Below are 20,569 nucleotides of genomic sequence, written 5' to 3'. Positions count from 1 at the left end.
ACACGGTCCGCTCACGTGCCGCCCGCCCGCGTCGCATACCGTGGCCCGCCGTGCGCAGACCGCTCACGTGGGACGATGCGGGCCGTGGTCGGACTCGCGCACCATCGGATTGCTGCGCGGGCGACGGCGCGCGCGCGAGGCCCACGACATGCCACTGGACGACTACGACCGCATGGCGGTGCCGCCGTTCGGGTGAGGGGTGCAGGGCTACGCGGTGATCCGCCTGGCGCCCCGCACGCCGCGCTCGTTCTCGCCGGGCTCGACGCCGGGCACGGTGCATCGCCCACTGGACGGGAACAGCCGGGCGCTGATCGCGCCAGCCGAAGGAAACTCGTCGCCGTACTCGTCGCTGCGGTGCGCCCGGATTTCTCTCACGGTCAGAAACGCACCCTCGGGCAGCCCGGCGAAGGCCGAGACGATATGCGCGCCGATGTCGCGGCGGGTCGCCTCCGACCGTGGTGCGGGGTCGAAGTACATGTCGTCCGCCTGCGGCGCGGCGGATGACCCTGTAGATGACCCAGCCACGTCGAGCAGGGCGACGAGCCGGTCGCGCATGCGCGACCGGCGCTGGTTGTAGAAGTCGGCGAAGCCGGTGATCTCCTCCGGGACGTCGCCGAGGTCGTTGCGGGTGACGTAGCCGGCGCGGGCGTCCGCGTTGGGATACGCCTCAGCCATCCACGCCCCTGGGAGCTTGGCCCGCTTGTCGACGTTCTCAGCGCCCTCCAGCAGCTGCAGGTTGGCCAGCCGGTTGGCCTGCTCTGACAGCAGGGCGACCTCTCCGCTGTAGCCGGCAGCGCGAAGACGGGCGGGGGTGAACTTGCTCTTCGGGAACACGTGGTCGATGTGGAACGCCCCCCGCACGTCAACGCCGGGATAGAGCAGCGCGAGCAGCGGATAGGCCCGGGGGCCGTAGCGGGTGTCGAGCAAATCCTCGATCTGCGCCGGATCGAAGCGCAGCGATTTGCCCTGCCGGCCCATCTCCCGTTCCAGCGCGACCCGCGGGAACCCGTGCCGGGCCTCGGCGTCGAGCACCGCGCGCAACCCGCTCAGCAGCGTGTCCAACCCGCTTCCCCACACCCCGCTCTGGATCAGCGACCGCATGAGCCAGGTGCGCATTTCCTCGCGATCGTCGGCGTACTGGGCGGCGGTGAGATAGCTCTCGCTGAGCCCCCGCAGATGGAGGTAGTGCGCCACCGGGATGAGCACGCTGCCGGCCTGCAGAGTCGCGGAAGAGAACCCGAAGGTGCTCAGGGTCAGCGCCGCCAGCCGCAGCGCCCTGTCGATGTCGTCCCAGGCGTCCTCCATCTCGCGCATGGTCTGCCGGTCGAAGTTGCCGACCTTCGACCGGATGTCTCCGCGGCCTAGCAGCACCAGTCCGGCCTTGAGTACGAGATCCTTAGTGAACGCGAAGCCCTGACCGGTCTCGTTGAGGTCGTCGACCAGCTGGTGGATCACCTCGCGGGCGTCACGGTCCCGCCACTGGGCGGTTGCGACGCTCAACAGCAGGTCACTGGAGCTGAGCGCCACCGCCTTGCTGTTGACCCGGATGAAGATGTTCAGCACCTTCTCCAGATCCTGTTCCATCTCCTCGAAGTAGTTGAGCGAGGCCTCTTTGTGCACGGCCTCGTACAGCCGCAGCAACGTTCGGCCGGAGGCGATGCCCAGCGAGTTCTGCTCGGCGTAGCTCAGCGCGTCGAAACTGTCCTTGAACGTGCGGATCGTCGCCACCTCGAACCAGAACTGGCCGGACCGGTCGGCCGCCTCGGCCGGGGTGAGGAAGCGGAATCGGTAGCGCTGGTCCAGGTCGTTGTCCTCGGCGACGAAGAGCAGGTCCAGGTACAGCTTCTTGACCGGGTAGGCATTCGGGTTCCCGGCCCACAGCCGGGGCAGCTTCTCCGCGTGTGAGCCGCGCAGGCCGATGTTCAGCGCGGTGAGCCGCTGCTGCCCGTCCAGCACGGCGGTGACCGACCGGCCCTTCTCCACATCGAGCACCGGGCAGTGTGGGGCGTTGCGCTGGTGATAGGTCTGCACGAAGTCGTAGAAGGTCAGCGATCCGACCGTGTCTCCGTCCACGTGCCAGAACAGCAGCGAACCGACCGGGTAGCCGCGCATCAGGCTGTCGAAGAGCGTGCAGATCCGCTCCGGGCCCCAGACGAACTCCCGCTGGATGGCCGGCAGCACGAACTCGTGCCGGTGCATCTTCTCTAGCGCTTCAGCGATGGTGATCGGCGTCTTGAACGGCATACTGATCTCCCGGGATCAATCGGCTGGGCGCAGCGTTCGATGCTGGCCGCCGCGTTCTCGGTGATCCTGCCGCATGGAGCACGCGTGGCCGCGCGACACGGCCTGACCCTGCCGAAGCTCCCAGCGAACCGAAGATCACCCTGCCGCGACTTCGGGACCTGCTTGGGCAGCCAGACACCAGACCAGAGCGGGGCGTCTCGTATGGCTTCCGGTGAGCGGTCAGGACAGCGGGATCACCGTGGCGTTGATGATGCGGGTGCGGGCGTCGATGGCGTGACCGTCGCAGAGGTCGAGCCAATCGCCATCGGCGTCGACGACGCGGTGGGTGACCGGTTCGGCGCACGGCTCGCCGAGTCGGTCGTGGAACCACCGGCGGAGGCAGCCGGGGGCGGTGCACCAGCAGCGCCCCGCGGTGGACCGCAGCGTCGCGCCGTGCTCGGGGCAGACGCCCCACGGCACCGAGCAGGCGTCGGTCCGCCGGGCGGCCAGTCGGATGAGCTCGTCGGCGGTGTCCAGCAGGTCTTCGGCAGCGCTGTGCGGACCTCCGGCGGCGAGGTCCAGCCGCCAGCCAGCGCGCCGCCGAGCCGGGTCGGGGTCGGTGTCGCGCGCGAGGTCGGCTTCGCGGAGCTGGAAGTACAGGTCGCCGGCCGCGGCGGCCAGTTGCCGCGCCTGGGCGGGTGTCATCCACGGGCCGCGAGTGGTCTCGTCGCGCGCGCTGCTGGTTGCGTCGTTCATCGAGTGTCCTCTCGGGGCCGGTCGCGGAGCGGTGCAGGTGTCATCGCGGTGACAGTGGGCGGTCGCGGTGTCGCCGGAGCGCTTCGTCCCGTGGCCTGTGGACGGCTCGTTCGCCGTCCACAGCCCTCCTGGACGACGCCGACCTTCCTCGCGGACCCGGGCGACGTCTGACGCTCCTGGCCGCATCCCACAACCCGCCTCCCGCCGGCCGGCGCAGGTCGGGGCAAGGGTGGGCCGCAGGCCCATCGCGCAGCGACGCGCAGCGCCCTTGCGGCGACCAAGGCGGCCGGCATCCTGCTCGGGGTGGGAAGCGGCCGACCCGCGGCTGCACACCCCCGGCCGCTGGTCGGTCATCCGACCGGGCCGCCGGCCGAGCGACCGGTAGGCAGCGCCGCCACGGTCGCTGCCGGGCGACGCGACGATGCCTCGGCGGCACGCGCCGCGTCCATCGCGTCGGCGACTTCGTCGAGCTGGTCGTTCAGCAGATGGCCGTACAGGTCCAGGGTCATCGTCGCCGACTGGTGGCCGAGCATGGTCTGCACCACCTTGACGTTCGCACCGCTGGCGATGGCCAGCGAGGCGGCGGTGTGCCGGAGCGCGTGCGGGGTGAGCCCGTCCAGGCCGGCGGCGCGGACGGCGGGGTCGAAGCTCATCCGGCGGAAGTTGCGCAGGTGCAGCACGCCGCCCTTCTCCGCGGCGAAGACGAAGTCGCCGGGCAGCTTGTCCGCGACGTGGGCGGCGAGCTCCTCGGCCAGGAACCGCGGAATGGGCACCTGTCGGCGCTGGTGAGTCTTCGGCGTGCCGAAGACCGCGCGGCCGTCTGACGTCGGCGACCGCCTCGGCGATCAGCGCTCGTCGGCGCAGCAGGTTGAGGTTGCGGACCCGCAGGGCCGCCATCTCGCCGTAGCGCACGCCGGTGTAGGCCAGAAACAGGATGGCGAGCCGGTCCCGGCCGGCGGCCGCGGCCAGGTCGTCGACCTGCGCGTAGGTGAGGAAGATCTGCTCGCCGCGCACCCTCCGCGGGAGCGGCACGCCGACCGCCGGGTTGCGGGCCAGCCGGCCGTCGCGCACCGCCAGGCCCAGGATCAGCGACAGCACCCGGTGGGCGTGGCGCACGGTGGAGGCGCTCTTGCCCGACCGGGAGAGCTGGGTCACCCAGGCGGCGACGCCCTGGTGGGTAATGTCGCCGAGCCGCACCGGCCCCCAGGTCGGCAGGATGTGCACCCGCAGCGAGACCTCGTAGCAGCGGTGGGTCGTCGGCTTGAGGTCGACCTTGCTGTCCAGCCACTGGCCGGCCCACTCGGCGACGGTGACCCGGGTTCGCTTGGGGTCGACGTAGGCGCCGGTGAGCACCGAGGTGGTGACCGAGTCCAGCCACGCCTGGGCGTCGGCCTTCTTCTCGAAGTGCCGCGCGTGCTCCTTGCCCGCCGCGTCGCGGTAGCGCGGGCGCCAGCGCCCGTTGGGCCGCCGCGCGATGCTGGTCACCGGTCAGCCCGCCCGCCGGCGCAGCTGGCGTCGAGCCGCCGACTCCTGCACCGCGCAGCGCGGGAAAGAAGTGCAGCTGTCCGCGGAGAGTCCGCAACAGAGCCGTCTCCAGCCATTTTCAGCCGACGCCCACCAATTGATGTCAACATTCTCGTCATCACCTCGCGGCACACGTTACCGCAGGTCAGCGACGTATAACATCCTCCTGAGCAGCGACGATGCAGCGTCCGGAATGGAGAAGAAATGGGCCGGAATAGCGGCTCTTAATCAGCGGGTTCGGGGTTCGAGTCCCTGATGGCGCACCACCCGGAGCGGCCCGGTCCTCGCGAGGACCGGGGCCGCTCCGTCGTTCGCGGCCGCCTCACTCCGCGGACGCGTTCCGGACGATGCGGGCGCGATCGCGGGCGCACCGTCGGCAATCCGCGCGCAGAGTCACCCGGGCGGGGCCGGCTCCGAGGTGAGCTTCCGCCAGATCCAGCTCGAGGGCACCCGCCGCCCGCTGACGACGTACTCCAGCACCGACTCGACGAACAGCGCCGTGCCCAGCGCCCGGCGCGCGGAGGGCCGGCCGGCGAGCAGCAGCTCGTCCCCCGCCCGGAGCACGAAGTCGTCGTCGGGGGCGAGCGTGGACTCGCCGTCCCGCAGCACGACCAGCGTCACCGCCGACAGCGGCTCGTCCCGGTTCTCCGGGTTGCGCAGCAGGTCGCCCAGACGCAGCGACCCGCCGGCCAGCCGCTGCTCCAGCGCAGGCGCCTCCCGCCGGGTCAGCCGCACCTTCCACATCGCCTGCAGCCGGGTGCCGCACACGGCGGTGAGCCGGTCGACCACCCCGGCCGCCCACGCGTCCCCGCGCTCGGGCATCTCGCGCACGAACCGCCACAGCAGCGGAGTCGACAGCTGCGCGTACACCTCGTGCGCGATCAGCTCGCTGGGCACCAGCAGGGCGTCGATGTCCATGGCCGCGAACAGCGGCGCGCTGGCCGGGCGGTTCTGCCGGGCGACGAGGAACAGCGACGGCCGGCTCCGGCGAGCCGCGGCGACCAGCGACAGGTTGGTCGTGTCGTTGTCGGTGCCCGCGACCAGGCCGACGGCGCGGTCCAGGTCCTCCTGCGCGAGCACCCACGGATCGGTGCCGTCCCCTACCCGCAGCCCGGGCGTGCCGTCGTCCTCCGGGGCGGGGTCGACGATGGAGACCTCCAGCCCCTCGGCGCGCAGGTCCGCGGAGAGCTCGCGGCCCAGCCGGCCGTAGCCGCAGATGACCCACCGCCCGTCCCGCGGCGGTGAACCCCGGGCCGGCAGCTCCCCGCCCGGACCGCTCTCCAGCCAGGTGAGCAGCTGGTAGGACGACGGCGCCCGCAGCGCCAGCCGCAGGTGGTCCCCGAACCGGTCGAACGGGTTGACCAGGCTCGGGCTGCCGAAGGCGTCCATCCGCTCGGCGAGCGCGCGGGAGGTCACCCGGGCGATGACCGGGAGCTCCGGCCGGAGCAGCGCCGCGGCCATCACGATCGTCAGGTTGGCCTCCTCGTCGTCGGTGAGCGCGACGACCGCCTCGCACGACGGGTGGTCCAACCCTGCGACGGCGAGGTGCCCCGGGTCGCGGGCGTCGGCGGTCAGCCCGGGCACGTCGGCGTGGTACGAGTCGAGCTCCAGGCCGTCGATCCGTTCGCCGTCGTGGTCGAGGACGACGATCCGCCGGCCGAGCCGGTCCAGCGAATGCCCGAGCAGCTCGCCGGTCCGCCCGTAGCCGGCCACCAGCACGAAGGGCTCGCGCAGCCGCGAGACCTTGCGGCTGAAGTGCTGCAGCGACAGCGCCGACCGGAACGCCCGGTCCTGCAGCAGCGCCAGCAGCGAGCCGACGGCGTAGGCCCAGCCGATCACCGTCAGGTAGATCGAGATGGTCACCCACATCCGCTGGTTGTAGGTGAACGGGTCCGGCAGCTCCCCGAAGCCGATGGTCGAGGCGGTGTAGCTCATGAAGTAGAAGGCGTCGAAGAACCCCATGCGGGTCGGCCGGCCGTCGACGTCCTGCCCCGGGATCACGGTCAGCCCGAGCACGCTCACGGCGAAGATGACGATCAGCACGATCAGCGGCGCCCGCATGCGGCGCAGGACCAGGAAGATCGTGGCCTCGGCCTGCGCGGACGAGGCGGCGGCGACGCGCAGGGTCGCCCGGCGGGCGCGCCGGTCCTCGTCGTCGGGGTCGAAGAGGTTCTTCCAGAAGGTGAGCAGCGGGTTGCCCATGACGGCCTCCGGTCAGCCGCGGTGGAAGGAGACCGTCTCCACCACGAGCAGCACCACCGACACCACGTTCGCCAGCAGCGCCCCGGCCGACAGCGACACCACGCTGGCCGTCCAGCCGGCGTCCATCCCGGCGCTGGACACGTACTCGGCGTAGCCGTAGGCCAGCGAGGCGGTGACCAGTTGGAGCACCGCGACGAGGCTGGTCGCCAGGTGGACGGCGCCGATCTGGGTGCGGTCGCCGAACTTGAGCACGGTCGCGATCAGGTTGACCACGACGGCGGCGAACAGTTCGTAGGGGTTGTGCAGCGTCGGATCGGAGATGTCGCCGATGAAGAACCCGAAGTTCAGCGTCGCGGCGAGCACGACGAAGAACCCGAACACCACCTTCTCGAGATTCACCCCGGCCTCCCCGCCGTCGCAGCCCCGCGCCCTGATGGTGCTGGTCGGCGGCCCGGTCCGCCCGTCGAGACCGGGCGGACGGCCGCGAGCGGGTCCTCGGCGGCCGGATCTCCGTAGGGTCGCCGGCGTGACCTGGAAGCGGGCGGCGTTCGTCCTGTTCGCCGTGGCCGCGGGCACCAACGTCCCGACGCCGCTGCATGCTCGTCTACCAGGAGCGCCTCGCCCTCTCCCCCGAGGTGCTCACCACGCTGTTCGGCGTCTACGCCGCCGGTCTGGTCCCCGCGCTGCTCGTCGCCGGGCCGCTGTCGGACCGGCTGGGCCGCCGGCGGGTCGCCGTCCCCGGCGTCGTGCTCTCCGCGCTCGCCTCCCTGGCCTTCGCCGCCGCCGGCGACGCCCTGGCGCTGCTCTTCCTCGCCCGCTTCGCGCAGGGGGTCGTCAGCGGGATCGTCTTCAGCGTGGGCAGCGCCTGGGTCGGCGAGCTCTCGCTCGCCTCCGGCGCGGGTGCGGGCGGCCGGCGCGCGGCCTTCGCCATGACGGCCGGCTTCTCCCTGGGCCCGCTGACCAGCGGCCTGCTCGGCCAGTACGCGCCGGCACCCACGGTGCTGCCCTACCTCGTGCACGTGGCCCTGGTCGGTGTCGCCCTCGTCCTCGCCGTGCGGCTGCCCGAGACGGTCGACCTCACCCGGCCGCTGGCCGCCGGCGCGGACGCGTCGCCCGGTGCCCCGCTGATCCGCCCGGGCGACGGGCTGCTGGTGCTTACCGTCCTGGCACCGGTCGCGGTGTGCGTCTACGCCTTCCCCAGCTCGATCATCAGCGCCGTCCCGCTCCTGGTGGACCTGCCCTACGGCGGGGTGGCGGTGACCGGTCTCCTGGCCGGGGTGACCCTCGGGGCCGGCACGCTGGTGGCCGGTCTGCAGCGGCGGTTCCTGGCCTGGACCGCCGTCGTCGGTGCGGGGCTGGGCGCCCTCGGCTTCGCCGCCGCCGCGCTCTTCGCGACGACGGAGGCCGTGGGCTGGCTCGTCCTCGCGGCTCCCCTGCTGGGCGCCGGCGGCGGGCTGTGCCTGGCCGCGGGGCTCACGCTCACCGCCCGGCTGGCCGCGCCGGCGCGGCTCGGTGCGTTGAACTCGCTGTTCCTGGCGTGCGCCTACCTCGGGTTCGCCGCTCCCTTCGCGATGGCCGTGGCCGCCCGCGCCTCCTCGGCGCCCGTGCCGCTGGCGGCGGCCGCCGTCCTCACCGCGTCGCTGGTGTTGCGCCTGGTGCCGGTCGCGCGGTCCGGCCGGCTGTGACCCGGCGCCCCTGCGGTCAGAGGCGCCGGGTGCCCGCAGCTCAGCCGGCGATCTGCTCCGCGAACTCGCCCTCGAAGGCCTCGGCCACGACGGTGGCGCCGCCTTCGACGTCCGCCGGCTGGAGCACGAAGCTCTCCAGGCTCGGGGACTTGCCCAGCTCGAAGCCGCGGATCGGGACGACGAGCCCGCCGGTGTCGACCTCCTCGAGGGACTCGAAGGCGTCGACGACACCCTGACGGGTGAGGTCACCGTTCTCGCACGCGGCGTCGAGCACCTGCTTCATGAGCTCGCTCATCCCGAAGCCGACGACCACGCCCAGGCTGACCGTCGCCTCCGGGTAGGCCTCCTTGTACTGCTCGAGCAGCTCCGGGTGCGCGTCGAACGACGACACCGGCGAGGCCACGTAGAGGTGCTCCTTCAACCAGTTGGCGGCCGGGCCCTGCAGCAGACCGGGGGCGAAGACCGGATTGCTGCCCAGGATGGGGACGTCGAGGCCCTGCGCCTCGGCCACGGTCGCGACCGACGCCGTCTGCCCGGGGGCGACGGTCAGCGCGATCAGGTCGACGCCGGCCGCGGCGAACTGGGTGACCTGCGCGCTCATGTCCTGGTCGGTCGCCTTGATCTGCGCCTCGACGACCTCCAGGTTCTTCTCCTCCGCGACCGCCTGTGTGCCCGCGAGCCCGTTGGCCCCGTACTCGCCCTCGAAGTAGATGTGGCCGACGGTGTCGCCCTCGGCCAGCAGCCCCTGCTCGAACAGGTAGTCGTAGCCGTTGGCGATCTCGACGTCGTACGTCGCGCCGACCACGCCGGTGCCCGGGATCTCGGTGAGCGTCTTGGACCAGGCCGACGGGAAGTTGACGATCTGGTCGGCCTCGTACTCCGGCGCCAGCGCCGTGTTGATCGGGGACCCGATCGTCTGCTGCATCGCCAGGATGCTGTCCTTCATGCCGCTGTAGAGCTGCACGCCCTGCTGGGGGACGTAGCCGGTGTCCTGCACGTCGAGCTCGACGGTGTAGGTGTCGCAGACCTGGTTCTCCTCCCAGAACAGCGTGTTCGCGTTGGTGATGTCCTTGCCCAGCGCGGCGAAGACGCCGGTCAGGTCGGTGAGGACGCCGAGCCGGATGGTCTCGCCCTCCACGCCGATGTCGGTCTGGACGTCGGCGGCGTCGCCGCCACCGCCACCACCGCCGGACTCCGGCGCCTTGGTGCTGCAGCCCGCGGCGGCGGCGAGCACCACGGCGGCCAGAGCGGCTGCGCCGCGCGAACCCTGACGAAGTCTCATGACGTGCTCCCTTGTGCTGGCGGGTCGGACGGGACGGAGGTGGTGGATTCGTCGGTGGCTGCTGCGGACCGGCTCCGGGCCCGGCCGCCGGCGTCGCGGCCTCTTCGCCGGAACCGGGCCGCCAGGCCCGGCCAGACCCGCCGGCTCGAAGAGGACGACGAGGATGATCGCGAGCCCGAAGAGGTAGCGGGCCGCCTCGCCCGCGGCCAGGCCGCCGTCGCCGACCAGGGGCACCACGTCGGCGTACCGCTGGAAGATCAGCGGCAGCGCACTGACGAAGAGCGCGCCGACAGCTGCGCCGCTCACCGAGCCGAGCCCGCCGAGCACGATCATCGCGAGGTAGAGGATCGACGGCTCCAGACCGAAGGACTCCGGCGCGATGCTGCCGATGGAGAGGGCGTACATCACCCCGGCCAGCCCCGCGTACATCGAGCTGACGAGGAAGACGCGGCCCTTGTAGCGCTGCACGTTGACGCCCATGACCGAGGCTGCGACCTCGCTGTCGCGCAGCGTCTCCAGCGCCCGGCCCGGCCGGCTGCGCAGCAGGTTCCGCGCGAACAGGTAGGCGGCCAGCGCCAGGGCCAGGCCGAGGTACCAGAGCCGCTCCGCCTCGCGGAAGGGCACCTCGAGGACATACAGGTCGGGGTCGGTGTTGCCGAAGGTGAACCCGAAGAGGGAGAACTCGGGTGCGGAGCGGCCGTTGAACCCGCCGGTCACCTGCGTCCAGCTGTTCAGCACGTGCTGGCCGATGAACACCAGGCCCAGCGACGCGACGCCCAGGTAGATGCCGCGCAACCGGGCCGCGATCGGGGAGAACAGCAGCCCCGCGAGGCCGGCCAGCAGGACCCCGGCGATCATCCCGACCACCGGCGGCCACCCGAGGCCGCTGAGGTCTGTCAGGCCCAGCCCGCCGGACTCACCGGCGACGAAGACGTAGGTGACCGCGCCGACCGCGAGGAAGAACGCGTGCGCCAGCGACAGCTGACCGGTCGTCCCGACGAGCAGGTTGAGACCGATCGCCCCCACCACCGCCCCGCACACCGCGAAACCGGTGCGCAGCCAGAACTCGTCGACGTAGATGGGCAGGACCAGCACCACCACGAGCGCGACGGCGAGCAGCACCGGCTTCAGGTACGAGCGGCGCGGGGCCGGCGGCGCCCCGCCTCGGCTGCGGGACGCGCCCCGGGTGGCGGTCGCGGTCGTCTCAGACACGGGTCAGCTCCCGGGTCCCGAACAGCCCCGACGGCCGGACGAGCAGGACCGCGATCATCACGATGTACGGGACGACGTCACCGAACCCGCGGCCCAGGAACAGCAGGTCGTCCTGGTAGCCGGCGGCGAACGACTCGGCCATGCCGATGAGCAGCCCCCCGACGAGCGCGCCGCCGGTGGAGTCCAGTCCGCCGAGGATGGCGGCGGGGAAGGCGCGGAGCGCGACCGAGTACGCCGTCGGGCTCACCCCCGGCGTCGGCGAGCCGACGAGGAACAGCGCCGCGACGCCGGTCAGGATGCCGGCCACGACCCAGGCGAGGGCCGACACCCGGCCCAGCCGGATGCCCATGAGCGCGGCCGTCTCGCCGTCCTCGGCGGAGGCGCGCATCGCCACGCCCCAGCTGGAGAACTTGAAGGCGAGGAAGAACAGGGCGATGAGCAGGCCGGCCACGATGATGGCGATCAGCCGGTTCTCGCTGATGCCGACGTCACCGATCCGGACCGATCCCCCGCCCCACGGGTGCGGCACGTTGAGGATGTCGGAGCCGATCCGGCGGACCAGCTCGGTGAGCAGGATGATGTCGACGCCGATGGTCACGATCGCGAGGCTGATCACCGGGGCGCCGCGCAGCCGGTTGATGATCAGCCGCTCGATCACGAAGGCGGCCAGCGCGGTGATGGCGATGCCCACCGCGGCCGCGAGGTAGAAGCCGAGCGGGTCGGACAGCCGCGCGATGCAGTACGCACCCAGCAGCAGGAGCGAGCCCTGGGTGAAGCTGACGACCTCGCTGGCCTTGAAGATGACCACGAAGCCGAGGGCGATGAGCGCGTAGATCGCGCCGAGGGAGATGCCGTTCAGGAGCAGCGACAGGAACTGGGTCATGACGGCGTCCCGGGGGTCTCGGAGGGGTGCGCACCGGTGGCGGCGGCCTCGGCCGCCTCGGAGGGGTTGATCTCGTCCCCGGAGCCGAGGTAGGCGCGGATGACCTCGGGATCGCGCTGCACCTCGGCGGGGGTGCCGTCGGCGATGCGGCGGCCGAAGTCGAGGACCGTGACCCGGTCGGCCAGCGACATGACCATCCCCATGTCGTGCTCGACGAGGACCACCGAGATCCCGAGCGCCGACCGGATCTCGATCACCGCCTCCGCCATCCGGTCGGTCTCCTGGGCGTTCATGCCGGCGACCGGCTCGTCGAGCAGCAGCAACTTCGGTTCGGTGCACAGGGCCCGGGCCACCTCGACCCGCTTCTGGTCGCCGTAGGAGAGCACCCCCACCGGCGTGTGCAGCTTGTCGCCGAGCTCGAGGAACTCCGCGATCTCGGCGACGCGCTCACCGTGGACCCGGCCCTCGCGGGTGGCCCGCGGCAGGCGCAGGCCCGCGGCGACGAAGCCGGCCCGGGTCAGGTGGTGGCGGCCAGAGCATGAGGTTCTCGGCCACGCTCTGCCCTGCCGACAGCGCGATGTTCTGGAAGGACCGCGCCACCCCGATGCCGGCGATCTGGTACGGCCGCATCCGGTCGAGGCGGTGCTCGCCGAAGCGGACCTGGCCCTCGGCCGCCTTGTAGACGCCGGACAGGACGTTGAACATCGTCGACTTGCCGGCGCCGTTGGGGCCGATGATCGCGTGGATCGTGCCGGGCTCCACCGTGAACGAGACCTCGGACAGGGCCGTGATCGCGCCGAACCGCACGGTGACGCCCTCCACGAGGACCGGGGGGACGTCCGACCGGACCTCGGCGGCCGGTCCCGGCGCGCTCACGGCGTCCACCGCGAGAGCTTGCGGCCCGACGCCGCCCGCGTGCGCGGGGCGCCGTCGCCGCTCCCCTCGCCGTCGTGACCGAGGTAGAGGCGCTGCACCTCGTCGGTCTGGGCGAGCTCGCGGGCCTTGCCCGACAGCGACACCTCGCCGACGTCGAGCACGTAGGCCAGGTCGGCGACGCCGAGGGCCATGGTCGCGTTCTGCTCCACCAGCAGCACCGAGGTGCCCTGCCGGTTGATCTCGGCGATGACCTCGCCGATCTGGCCGATGATGCGCGGCGCGAGCCCGAGCGACGGCTCGTCGAGCAGGAGCAGCTTCGGGCTGGCCATGAGCGCGCGGCCGATCGCCAGCATCTGCTGCTCCCCGCCGGAGAGCAGGGCGCCGCGCTGGGAGCTGCGCTCGCGGAGCACCGGGAAGAGGTCGTAGACGCGGTCCTGCGCGCGCGCCTTGGCCGCCTTGTCCCGGCTCCCCATCCCGCCGGCCCGCAGGTTCTCCTCGACGGTGAGCCGGCCGAAGATCCGCCGGCCCTCCGGGACCTGCACCAGCCCCATGCGGACCGACTGCGCCGGGTCGCGCGCACGCAGGTCGTTGCCGTCGAACCGCACGGATCCGGACTCGATCCGCCCGCTCTGCAGGCGCAGGGTGCCGGAGATGGCCCGCAGCAGCGTCGTCTTGCCCGCTCCGTTGCTGCCGAGGACGGCCACGACCTCGCCGTCGGGCACCTGCAGGGAGATGCCGCGCAGCGCCTGCACCGCACCCCCGTAGGTCACGTGCAGGTCGTCGACGGTCAGCACGAGCGCCCCCGTCCCACGTCGGAATGTGATCTGGACCACATGATCGGCACTGTAGGGCCCGACGACGGATGGGGCACCCCTTCCGTCGCGCTGACCACCGAGCCGTGACCTCGGACGACGGCGGGAAGGCCGCGGGGCGGGCCGCCGTTGACCGGGCATGACCGACCGGGACCGCCACGCCGACGTCGTCGTGATCGGCGCCGGTCAGGCGGGGCTGTCCACCGCCTACGGCCTGCTGCGGCAGGGCTTCGAGCGGTCCACCGGCTTCGTCGTCCTGGACGGGGACGGCGCCCCCGGCGGCGCCTGGCAGCACCGCTGGCCCTCGCTCACCCTGACCACCACGCACCGGGTGCACGACCTGCCCGGCCTGCCGTTCGAGCCGGCCGACCCCGCGGCACCGGCCGTCGAGTCGGTGCCCGCCTACTACGCGGAGTACGAGCGCCGCTTCGACCTGCCGGTGCTCCGTCCGGTGCGCGTCACCGCCGTCCGCCGCACCGACGACGACCGCTTCCTCGTGGAGTCCGACGCCGGCACCTGGACCGCGCGCGCCGTCGTCAACGCCACCGGCACCTGGACCCGGCCGTTCGTCCCGCGCTACCCCGGCCAGGAGACCTTCCGGGGCCGGCAACTGCACACCGTCGACTACCGCACCGCCGAGGAGTTCCGCGGGCAGCACGTCGTCGTCGTGGGTGGCGGCGCCTCGGCCACCCAGCTGCTCAGCGAGATCAGCCGGGTCACCTCGACCACGTGGGTCACCCGCCGCGAGCCGGTCTGGCGGGACGGCGTCTTCGACGAGGACGCGGGCCGGGCGGTCGTCGCCGAGGTCGAGCGCGCGGTGCGCGAGGGCCGCCGCCCGGGAAGCGTCGTCGGGCTGACCGGGCTGCTCACCTCCACGCCCTACGTGCGCGACGGGCTGGACCGCGGCGTCCTGGTGCGGCGGCCGGTCTTCGACCGGATCACCCCCGACGGCGTCGCCTGGGAGGACGGCACCACCCAGCGGGCCGACGTCATCCTGTGGGCCACCGGCTTCCGCGCCGCCGTCGGCCACCTCGCACCGCTGCGCCTGCGCGCACCGGGCGGGGGCATCCGGATGGACGGCACGCACGTGGCCGGCGAGCCCCGCCTCCACCTGGTCGGCTACGGCCCCTCTGCCAGCACGATCGGCGCCAACCGGGCCGGGCAGTCCGCCGCCCGCCAGCTGCGCCGGCTGCTCCGCCCGGAGCTCGCCCGGACCGCCTGAGACACCCACATCGGCGATCCGGGGCCGTCCGCGTCCCGGATGAGACCACATCGGCGATGTGGGGCGGGGAAGGCCCGTAGGGGGCGGTTCAGGGTCGGGTCAGGGCGCTCCCCGATGTGCCCGCCCCCCGCCGGCCGGGAGGCTCTCCGCCATGACTCCACCGACTCCCTCCCCCGGCGCGCGGCCATGATCGACGTCTCCGGCCTCACCAAGAAGTACGGCGCCAAGACCGCCGTCGACGGCATCTCCTTCACCGTCGCCCCCGGCCGCGTCACCGGCTTCCTCGGCCCGAACGGCGCCGGCAAGTCGACGACGATGCGCATGGTCCTCGGACTGGACCGGCCGACCGCCGGCCGCGTCACGGTCAACGGCCGCGCCTACCGCGACGCCCCCGCGCCGCTGCGCGAGGTGGGCGCCCTGCTCGAGGCGAAGGCGCTGCACCCCGGCCGCTCCGCCCGGGACCACCTGCGCTGGCTGGCCGCGAGCAACCGGATCCCCGACGCCCGCGTCGACGAGGTCCTCGGCCTGGTCGGGCTCGAGGCGGTCGCCGGCACCCGCGTCGGCAAGTTCTCCCTCGGCATGGGCCAGCGGCTGGGCATCGCGGTCGCGCTCCTCGGCGACCCGCCCGTCGTCGTCCTCGACGAGCCGGTCAACGGGCTGGACCCCGAGGGCATCCGCTGGGTGCGCACCCTGGCCCGGCAGCTGGCCGCCGAGGGCCGCACCGTGTTCGTCTCCAGCCACCTGATGTCGGAGATGGCGCTGACCGCCGACCACCTCGTGGTCATCGGCCGCGGCCGGATCCTCGCCGACTGCTCGATGCCGGACTTCATCGCCGAGCACGCCGCCTCCTTCGTGCGCGTCCGCACGCCCCAGCGCGGCGCGGTCACCGACCTGCTGCGCGCCGCCGGCGCCGACGTCCTCGCGGTCGACGACGAGCTGCGCGTGCAGGGACTGGACGCCGCCGCCGTCGGCGAGCTGGTCGCCGGCACGGACCTCCGCCTGCACGAGCTGACCCTCGTGCGCTCCTCCCTCGAGGACGCGTTCATGACCCTGACCGCCTCGAGCGTCGAGTACTCCGCTCGCACCGGCGCCGACCACGCAGGAGCTCCCCGATGACCGTCACCGCCACCAGCAGCACCGTCGTCCTCGACCCGCGCCGCAACGTGCCCGGCACGCGACCCGGGTTCGGCTCCACCCTCCGCTCGGAGTGGATCAAGTTCTGGTCGGTGCGCTCGACCGTGTGGTCGGCCGTGATGCTCTTCGTCCTCGGCGCCGGGATGACCGCGCTGATCTGCGCCACCAACGCCGAGTGGCTGGCCAGCGGGGAGGCCGACGAGTCCCCCGGCTCGTTCATCACCTTCGGCATGACGTTCGCCCAGATCACCGCCGTCGTCCTGGGCACGCTGACGGTCACCGCCGAGTACGGCACCGGGATGATCCGGGCCACGCTGGCCGCCACCCCGAAGCGCGGCTCCGTGCTGGCGGCGAAGGCGCTGGTCCTCACCGGCACCCTGTTCGTGCTCGGCACGGTCACCGCAGTGGCCGGCTACCTCGCCGGCAACTGGTTCCTCGACCGCGAGGGCGTCGGTCTGGCGCTGACCGACGACGGCGTGCTGCGCTCGCTGGTCGGCAGCGGCCTCTACCTGGCCGGCCTGGGACTGCTCGCCGCGGCCGTCGGGCTGCTCGTCCGGCACACCGCGGCCGCGCTGTCGGCCGTGCTCGCCCTGGTCTTCGTCGTCGGCACCATGGCCTTCCTGCTGCCGGGCGCGTGGGGCGAGTGGACGGCGAAGCTGCTGCCGGGCAACGCGGGCTCCCCCATCGCCGCGCCGGTGTCCTTCAACCCCGAGCTCATGGCGCCGCTGCCCGGCTTCGCGGTCTTCGCCGCGGAGGTGGCGGCGCTGCTCGCGGTCGCCTGGGTGGTCTTCTCCCGCCGCGACGCCTGACGAGCACCCCCTGCCCCCCGGCCACACCGGCCGGGGGACAGTGGTGCGGTGACTTCCGACGACTCCGCCGCCGAGGGGCGCCGCCGCGCCGACGAGTTCCTGACCCTGCTGGCCGCCGAGGACCCCGCGGCCGACGCCCTCCTGGAGGAGCTCACCGAGATCCGGGAGCTGGTCTTCCTGGGCGCCGGGCTGACCGCCGTCGCCCGCGCCGAGGGCCGCGCGCTGCCCACCGCGCAGCGGGCGCAGGCCAGCACCCGCCAGGTGAACCTCGGCCAGCTGCGCGACCGCAACCGGGCCGACGTCGCGGGGCTGCGCACCTGGCTGCGCCGGTCGGGCGAGGAGGTCCTGTTCATCCGCTCGCTGCACGCCGCGGCGGCGCGGGCGACGGGCTGACGAGCGGGCACGGGCAGGCCTGGACCGTGCCGCTGCTGACCGTCGGCCACGGGCCGCGCGACCGCGCCGAGCTCGGCGCCGCGCTGCGCGCGGCCGGTCTCGACGAGCTCGTCGACGTGCGCCGCTTCCCGGGCAGCCGGGTCAACCCCGACGTCCGCCGGGAGGAGCTCGAGCGCTGGGTGCCGGAGCTCGGCGTCGGCTACCGCTGGGACGCCCGGCTCGGCGGCCGGCGCAGCCTGCCGGCGGGAGCGCCGGTCGCCGACGGCTGGTGGACCGTCGCGCAGTTCGCCGCCTACGCCGCGCACACCCGGACGCCGGAGTTCGCCGAGGCGCTCGACGAGCTGCTCGCCACCGCCGGGGACGCGACGGTGGCGGTGATGTGCAGCGAGAGCGTGTGGTGGCGCTGCCACCGGCGGCTGATCGCCGACGTCGCCGTCCTGGCCCGGGGCGTGCCGGTGACCCACCTGATGCCCGACGGGCGGCAGGCGCCGCACCGCACCGCCGACGGCGCCGTCCTCGCCGCGGACGGCCTCGTCCACTGGCCGGCGACGGCTGGCTCCCGGGGCGAGGGGCCGGTCGCCTAGGGTCGAGGGCGATGGATGCGGGGAACGAGGCTGCACGCCCTGACGACGGCAGCACCGACGAGGACGTGCTGCGCCTGCTCCGGACGGGGACGGCGGCCGAGCACGAGGACGTCGAGCGCACCCTCGCGCTGCTCGACCCGGACCTGGACCGCGACCGGCTGGCGCACGTCCTGGACCTGATGCACGGCTTCTGGCGCGCGGCCGAGGCCGGTCTGGACCGGTGGGCCGGCGAGCACCCCGCCGACGCCGAGCCCCTGACCTGGCCCCGCCGCCGCCGCACCGCGCTGTTCGCCGGCGACCTCGCCGCCCTGGGCGCCGCACCGTCGGCCGGATCGCCCGAGCTGCCGCCCGTCGGGGGCACCGACGAGGCGCTGGGCCGGATGTACGTGCTCGAGGGCTCCACGCTCGGCGGGGTCTTCATCGACCGCCACCTCGCGGGGCTGCCCGGCCTGGCCGACGTGACGATCCGCGCCTTCTCCCCCTACGGCAGCGAGACCGGGGCGATGTGGGCGGCGTTCCGGCGCGCCACCCGCGCCCGGGTCGCCGGGGGCGGCGACGCCACCGCGGTGCTCGCCGCCGCGCGCAGCACCTTCGCGGACCTGGCCGGCTGGTGCCGTCCGGCGGCGCGGCCGGGCGTTCCCGCGTGACGGCCGGGGAGATCGACCTCCTGACCCCGGGCACCCCGGTGGACCTCACCAACTGCGAGCGCGAGCCCATCCACGTGCCGGGCAGCATCCAGCCCCGTGGCGTGCTGCTCGCCGTCAGCGACCCCGACCTCGTCGTGGAGCAGGCGTCGGAGAACCTCGAGCAGCTCGTCGGCATGCCGTGGCAGGAGGCGCTCGGCCGCCCGCTGTCCGAGGTCATCGGGGTCGCGGCGGCCGGCGCGGTGGTGCGCTCGGCGAGCGCGTTCGGCGACCTCCGGGAGCGCAACCCCGTCGAGGTCACCCTCGACGTCGGCGGCCGGCAGGAGCCGGTGGACGCGCTGCTGCACCGGGTCGTGGTCCGGGCCGGGCGGAACGGCCCGGACGGCGCGCCGGTCGCCTGCCTGGTGGTGGAGCTGGAGCCGGCCCGCGGTCCGCGGCCGTTCTCCTTCCCGAACACCTACCAGGCGGTCCGGGGGACGATCGCCGACCTCAACCGGGCGAGCTCGCTGCAGGAGCTGTACGACATCACCGCGCAGGCGGTGCGCAGCCTGACCGGCTTCGACCGGGTGATGGTCTACCGCTACGACGCCGACTACAACGGCGAGGTCGTCGCCGAGGCGAAGGTCGAGGGCCTCAACTCCTTCCTCGGCCTGCACTACCCGGCCAGCGACATCCCGGCCCAGGCGCGGGCGCTGTACGAGAAGAACTGGGTCCGGCTGATCTCGGACGTGAGCTACGTGCCCTCGCCGATCCACCCGGTCGCGCACCCGGTCAGCGGCGAGCCGCTGGACCTCACCTTCTCCACCCTGCGCAGCGTCTCGCCGATCCACGTCGAGTACCTGCGCAACATGGGCGTGCACGCCTCCATGTCGATCTCGCTGCTGCGCGGCGAGCGGCTGTGGGGCCTCATCGCCTGCCACCACTACAGCGGTCCGCACGCCCCGCCCTACGCCACCCGCGCGGCGGCGGAGTTCCTCGGGTCGACGCTGTCGCTGCGCCTGGTCGACCGGGCCGAGGAGGACGAGGTCCGGCGCGCGCTCCAGGCGCGGACCACGCTGACCCGGCTCGCCACCGCGGCGCTGGACGAGGACCGGGCCCTGACCGACGCGCTGCTGGGCTCCCCCGGCCTGCTCGACCTGGTGCCCGCCGACGGCGTCGTCGTCCGGCTGCAGGGGCGCACCCGCAGCAGCGGCGCCGAGCTGCCCGGGGCAGTCGCCGACGCGCTCGCCGCCTGGGCCGCGCGCCAGGGGTCTGACGTCGTCGCGTCCGACGCGCTGCCGGCGGACGCCCCGGGAGTCGTGGCCGACGAGGTCCCGGTGCGCGGGGCGCTGGTGCTGCCGCTGCCGGGCGGGCAGTACGTGCTGTGGTTCCGGGACGAGGCCGTGCGGCACATCGACTGGGGCGGCGACCCGCACAACAAGGCGATCGCCGAGGGCGAGGGCGACGACGTGCGGCTGAGCCCGCGCAAGTCCTTCGACGCGTGGCGGGAGACCGTCCGGGGCCGGTCGGAGCCCTGGACCGCCGCGGAGCTCGCCGAGGCCGGCGAGCTGCGCACCTCCCTGCTCGAGGCCCTCTACGCCCGCTCGCGGAGCGTGGTGCGCGCCGCCGAGACGCTGCAGCGCAGCCTGCTCACCGCACCGGTCGCGCCCGCGGGCTTCGACCTGGCCGTGCGGTACGTGCCGGCGGCGCGCGAGGCCCAGGTCGGCGGCGACTGGTACGACGTCTTCACCCAGCCCGACGGCTCGACCACCGTGGTCATCGGCGACGTCGTGGGCCACGACACGCGGGCCGCCGCCACCATGGGCCAGCTGCGCGGGCTGCTGCGCGGCATCGCCTACGCGAGCAGCGCCGGCCCGGCCGACGTCCTGAGCCGGCTGGACGCCGCGATCGAGGGCCTGGTCCTCGGGGCGATGGCCACGGTGCTGGTCGGCCGGCTGGAGCCGCCGGCCGGGCCCGGGGGCCCCGCACGGCTGCGCTGGGCCAGCGCCGGGCACCTCCCGCCGCTGCTGCTCACCCCCGACGGCGCCGTCGAGGTGCTGGACGGCGCGCGCCCCGGGCTGCTGCTCGGCGTCGACCCGGCCCGGCCGCGCACCGACCAGGAGCTGCTGCTCCCGCCGGGCAGCACGCTGCTGGTCTGCACCGACGGGCTCGTGGAGCGCCGCGACCAGGTCTTCGACGACGGCGTCGCGCTGCTGGCCGGCGCCCTCACCGACCTGCGCGACTCCCCGGTGGCCGAGCTGTGCGACGCGCTGCTGGGCCGGCTCCTCCCCGGCCGCGCCGAGGACGACGTCGCGCTGCTGGCCGTCCGGGTGAGCCCGGGGGCCTGAG

18 protein-coding genes are annotated in these 20,569 nt (G+C 73.6%); 8 read left to right on the top strand and 10 right to left on the bottom strand.

Translation table 11 applies throughout. The features are described from left to right. Window positions 1-207: 207 nt before the first annotated feature. The 5 genes from JKP75_RS04830 to JKP75_RS04810 all read right to left on the bottom strand — a co-directional run bounded on the left by JKP75_RS04830 (window position 208) and on the right by JKP75_RS04810 (window position 7,104). Window positions 208-2,244, bottom strand: coding sequence for a DUF262 domain-containing protein (locus tag JKP75_RS04830; RefSeq protein ID WP_200492809.1), 2,037 nt, complete (start codon window positions 2,242-2,244; stop codon window positions 208-210). 219 nt (window positions 2,245-2,463) lie between these two features. Next, on the bottom strand, window positions 2,464-2,979 hold the full coding sequence (locus JKP75_RS04825) for a hypothetical protein (RefSeq protein WP_200492354.1): 516 nt from the start codon (window positions 2,977-2,979) through the stop codon (window positions 2,464-2,466). Between the two features lie 350 nt (window positions 2,980-3,329). Next, window positions 3,330-3,752, bottom strand: a complete 423-nt coding sequence (locus tag JKP75_RS20530) for a tyrosine-type recombinase/integrase (RefSeq protein WP_309229515.1) — start codon at window positions 3,750-3,752, stop codon at window positions 3,330-3,332. Between the two features lie 1,144 nt (window positions 3,753-4,896). Next, a complete protein-coding gene (locus tag JKP75_RS23320; protein WP_200492356.1) occupies window positions 4,897-6,705 on the bottom strand; it encodes a TrkA family potassium uptake protein in 1,809 nt (602 codons plus the stop codon). 12 nt (window positions 6,706-6,717) lie between these two features. Further along, a complete protein-coding gene (locus tag JKP75_RS04810; protein WP_200492358.1) occupies window positions 6,718-7,104 on the bottom strand; it encodes a DUF6394 family protein in 387 nt (128 codons plus the stop codon). 197 nt (window positions 7,105-7,301) lie between these two features. Here JKP75_RS04810 and JKP75_RS04805 point away from each other — a divergent pair, with 197 nt between their 5' ends. Then, window positions 7,302-8,390, top strand: a complete 1,089-nt coding sequence (locus JKP75_RS04805) for an MFS transporter (protein ID WP_242472357.1) — start codon at window positions 7,302-7,304, stop codon at window positions 8,388-8,390. Window positions 8,391-8,430: 40 nt separating this feature from the next. Here the strand turns inward: JKP75_RS04805 and JKP75_RS20520 are convergent, their stop codons facing one another. Genes JKP75_RS20520 through JKP75_RS04780 form a run of 5 tightly spaced genes read right to left on the bottom strand, consistent with a single transcriptional unit; the run spans window position 8,431 to window position 13,437 of the window. After that, window positions 8,431-10,884: an ABC transporter substrate-binding protein gene (locus JKP75_RS20520; RefSeq protein ID WP_309229513.1), complete on the bottom strand. Its 2,454-nt coding sequence runs from the start codon at window positions 10,882-10,884 to the stop codon at window positions 8,431-8,433. Then, window positions 10,877-11,767, bottom strand: coding sequence for a branched-chain amino acid ABC transporter permease (locus JKP75_RS04790; RefSeq protein WP_200492363.1), 891 nt, complete (start codon window positions 11,765-11,767; stop codon window positions 10,877-10,879). The genes JKP75_RS20520 and JKP75_RS04790 overlap by 8 nt, the downstream gene beginning before the upstream one ends. Continuing rightward, window positions 11,764-12,171, bottom strand: coding sequence for an ATP-binding cassette domain-containing protein (locus JKP75_RS22480; RefSeq protein ID WP_255523282.1), 408 nt, complete (start codon window positions 12,169-12,171; stop codon window positions 11,764-11,766). The genes JKP75_RS04790 and JKP75_RS22480 overlap by 4 nt, the downstream gene beginning before the upstream one ends. Window positions 12,172-12,214: 43 nt before the next feature. Further along, window positions 12,215-12,643 carry an ATP-binding cassette domain-containing protein gene (locus tag JKP75_RS20510; RefSeq protein ID WP_309229512.1) on the bottom strand — a complete coding sequence of 143 codons (429 nt, stop codon included), beginning with the start codon at window positions 12,641-12,643 and terminating at the stop codon, window positions 12,215-12,217. Next, the gene (locus JKP75_RS04780) at window positions 12,640-13,437 is read right to left on the bottom strand and encodes an ABC transporter ATP-binding protein (protein ID WP_200492642.1); all 798 of its coding nucleotides are present in this window, start codon (window positions 13,435-13,437) and stop codon (window positions 12,640-12,642) included. The genes JKP75_RS20510 and JKP75_RS04780 overlap by 4 nt, the downstream gene beginning before the upstream one ends. Window positions 13,438-13,594: 157 nt before the next feature. On the opposite strand from JKP75_RS04780, the gene JKP75_RS04775 reads away from it, so the two are divergent. From JKP75_RS04775 to JKP75_RS04745, 7 genes are all read left to right on the top strand, one after another. Beyond that, window positions 13,595-14,677, top strand: coding sequence for an NAD(P)-binding domain-containing protein (locus tag JKP75_RS04775; RefSeq protein WP_200492365.1), 1,083 nt, complete (start codon window positions 13,595-13,597; stop codon window positions 14,675-14,677). A 186-nt stretch (window positions 14,678-14,863) separates the two neighbouring features. After that, entirely contained in the window at window positions 14,864-15,793 is a 930-nt protein-coding gene (locus JKP75_RS04770; RefSeq protein WP_200492366.1) for an ABC transporter ATP-binding protein, read from the top strand. Further along, complete coding sequence (locus JKP75_RS04765; protein ID WP_200492368.1) at window positions 15,790-16,620, top strand: ABC transporter permease; 831 nt, start codon at window positions 15,790-15,792, stop codon at window positions 16,618-16,620. The genes JKP75_RS04770 and JKP75_RS04765 overlap by 4 nt, the downstream gene beginning before the upstream one ends. Window positions 16,621-16,668: 48 nt before the next feature. After that, the gene (locus JKP75_RS04760; protein WP_200492370.1) at window positions 16,669-17,013 is read left to right on the top strand and encodes a hypothetical protein; all 345 of its coding nucleotides are present in this window, start codon (window positions 16,669-16,671) and stop codon (window positions 17,011-17,013) included. A 26-nt stretch (window positions 17,014-17,039) separates the two neighbouring features. Continuing rightward, on the top strand, window positions 17,040-17,597 hold the full coding sequence (locus JKP75_RS04755) for a DUF488 family protein (protein WP_200492372.1): 558 nt from the start codon (window positions 17,040-17,042) through the stop codon (window positions 17,595-17,597). An 11-nt stretch (window positions 17,598-17,608) separates the two neighbouring features. Further along, on the top strand, window positions 17,609-18,244 hold the full coding sequence (locus JKP75_RS04750; protein WP_200492373.1) for a biliverdin-producing heme oxygenase: 636 nt from the start codon (window positions 17,609-17,611) through the stop codon (window positions 18,242-18,244). Beyond that, complete coding sequence (locus tag JKP75_RS04745; protein WP_200492374.1) at window positions 18,241-20,568, top strand: SpoIIE family protein phosphatase; 2,328 nt, start codon at window positions 18,241-18,243, stop codon at window positions 20,566-20,568. The genes JKP75_RS04750 and JKP75_RS04745 overlap by 4 nt, the downstream gene beginning before the upstream one ends. The last annotated feature ends 1 nt before the right edge of the window (window position 20,569 follow it).

Source organism: Blastococcus sp. TML/M2B (assembly GCF_016612865.1).
Classification (GTDB): Bacteria; Actinomycetota; Actinomycetes; order Mycobacteriales; family Geodermatophilaceae; genus Blastococcus.
The sequence above is the reverse complement of the archived record's forward strand: the minus strand, read 5'-3'. Positions and strand labels throughout refer to the sequence as shown.

What these genes read in the sequence shown, in the direction of transcription:
- JKP75_RS04750 (WP_200492373.1), top strand. Translation starts at nt 17,609, where the DNA reads ATGGATGCGGGGAACGAGGCTGCACGCCCTGACGACGGCAGCACCGAC.
- JKP75_RS23320 (WP_200492356.1), bottom strand. Translation starts at nt 6,705, where the DNA reads ATGGGCAACCCGCTGCTCACCTTCTGGAAGAACCTCTTCGACCCCGAC.
- JKP75_RS04805 (WP_242472357.1), top strand. Translation starts at nt 7,302, where the DNA reads ATGCTCGTCTACCAGGAGCGCCTCGCCCTCTCCCCCGAGGTGCTCACC.
- JKP75_RS04765 (WP_200492368.1), top strand. Translation starts at nt 15,790, where the DNA reads ATGACCGTCACCGCCACCAGCAGCACCGTCGTCCTCGACCCGCGCCGC.
- JKP75_RS04770 (WP_200492366.1), top strand. Translation starts at nt 14,864, where the DNA reads ATGATCGACGTCTCCGGCCTCACCAAGAAGTACGGCGCCAAGACCGCC.
- JKP75_RS04830 (WP_200492809.1), bottom strand. Translation starts at nt 2,244, where the DNA reads ATGCCGTTCAAGACGCCGATCACCATCGCTGAAGCGCTAGAGAAGATG.
- JKP75_RS04775 (WP_200492365.1), top strand. Translation starts at nt 13,595, where the DNA reads ATGACCGACCGGGACCGCCACGCCGACGTCGTCGTGATCGGCGCCGGT.
- JKP75_RS04825 (WP_200492354.1), bottom strand. Translation starts at nt 2,979, where the DNA reads ATGAACGACGCAACCAGCAGCGCGCGCGACGAGACCACTCGCGGCCCG.
- JKP75_RS04790 (WP_200492363.1), bottom strand. Translation starts at nt 11,767, where the DNA reads ATGACCCAGTTCCTGTCGCTGCTCCTGAACGGCATCTCCCTCGGCGCG.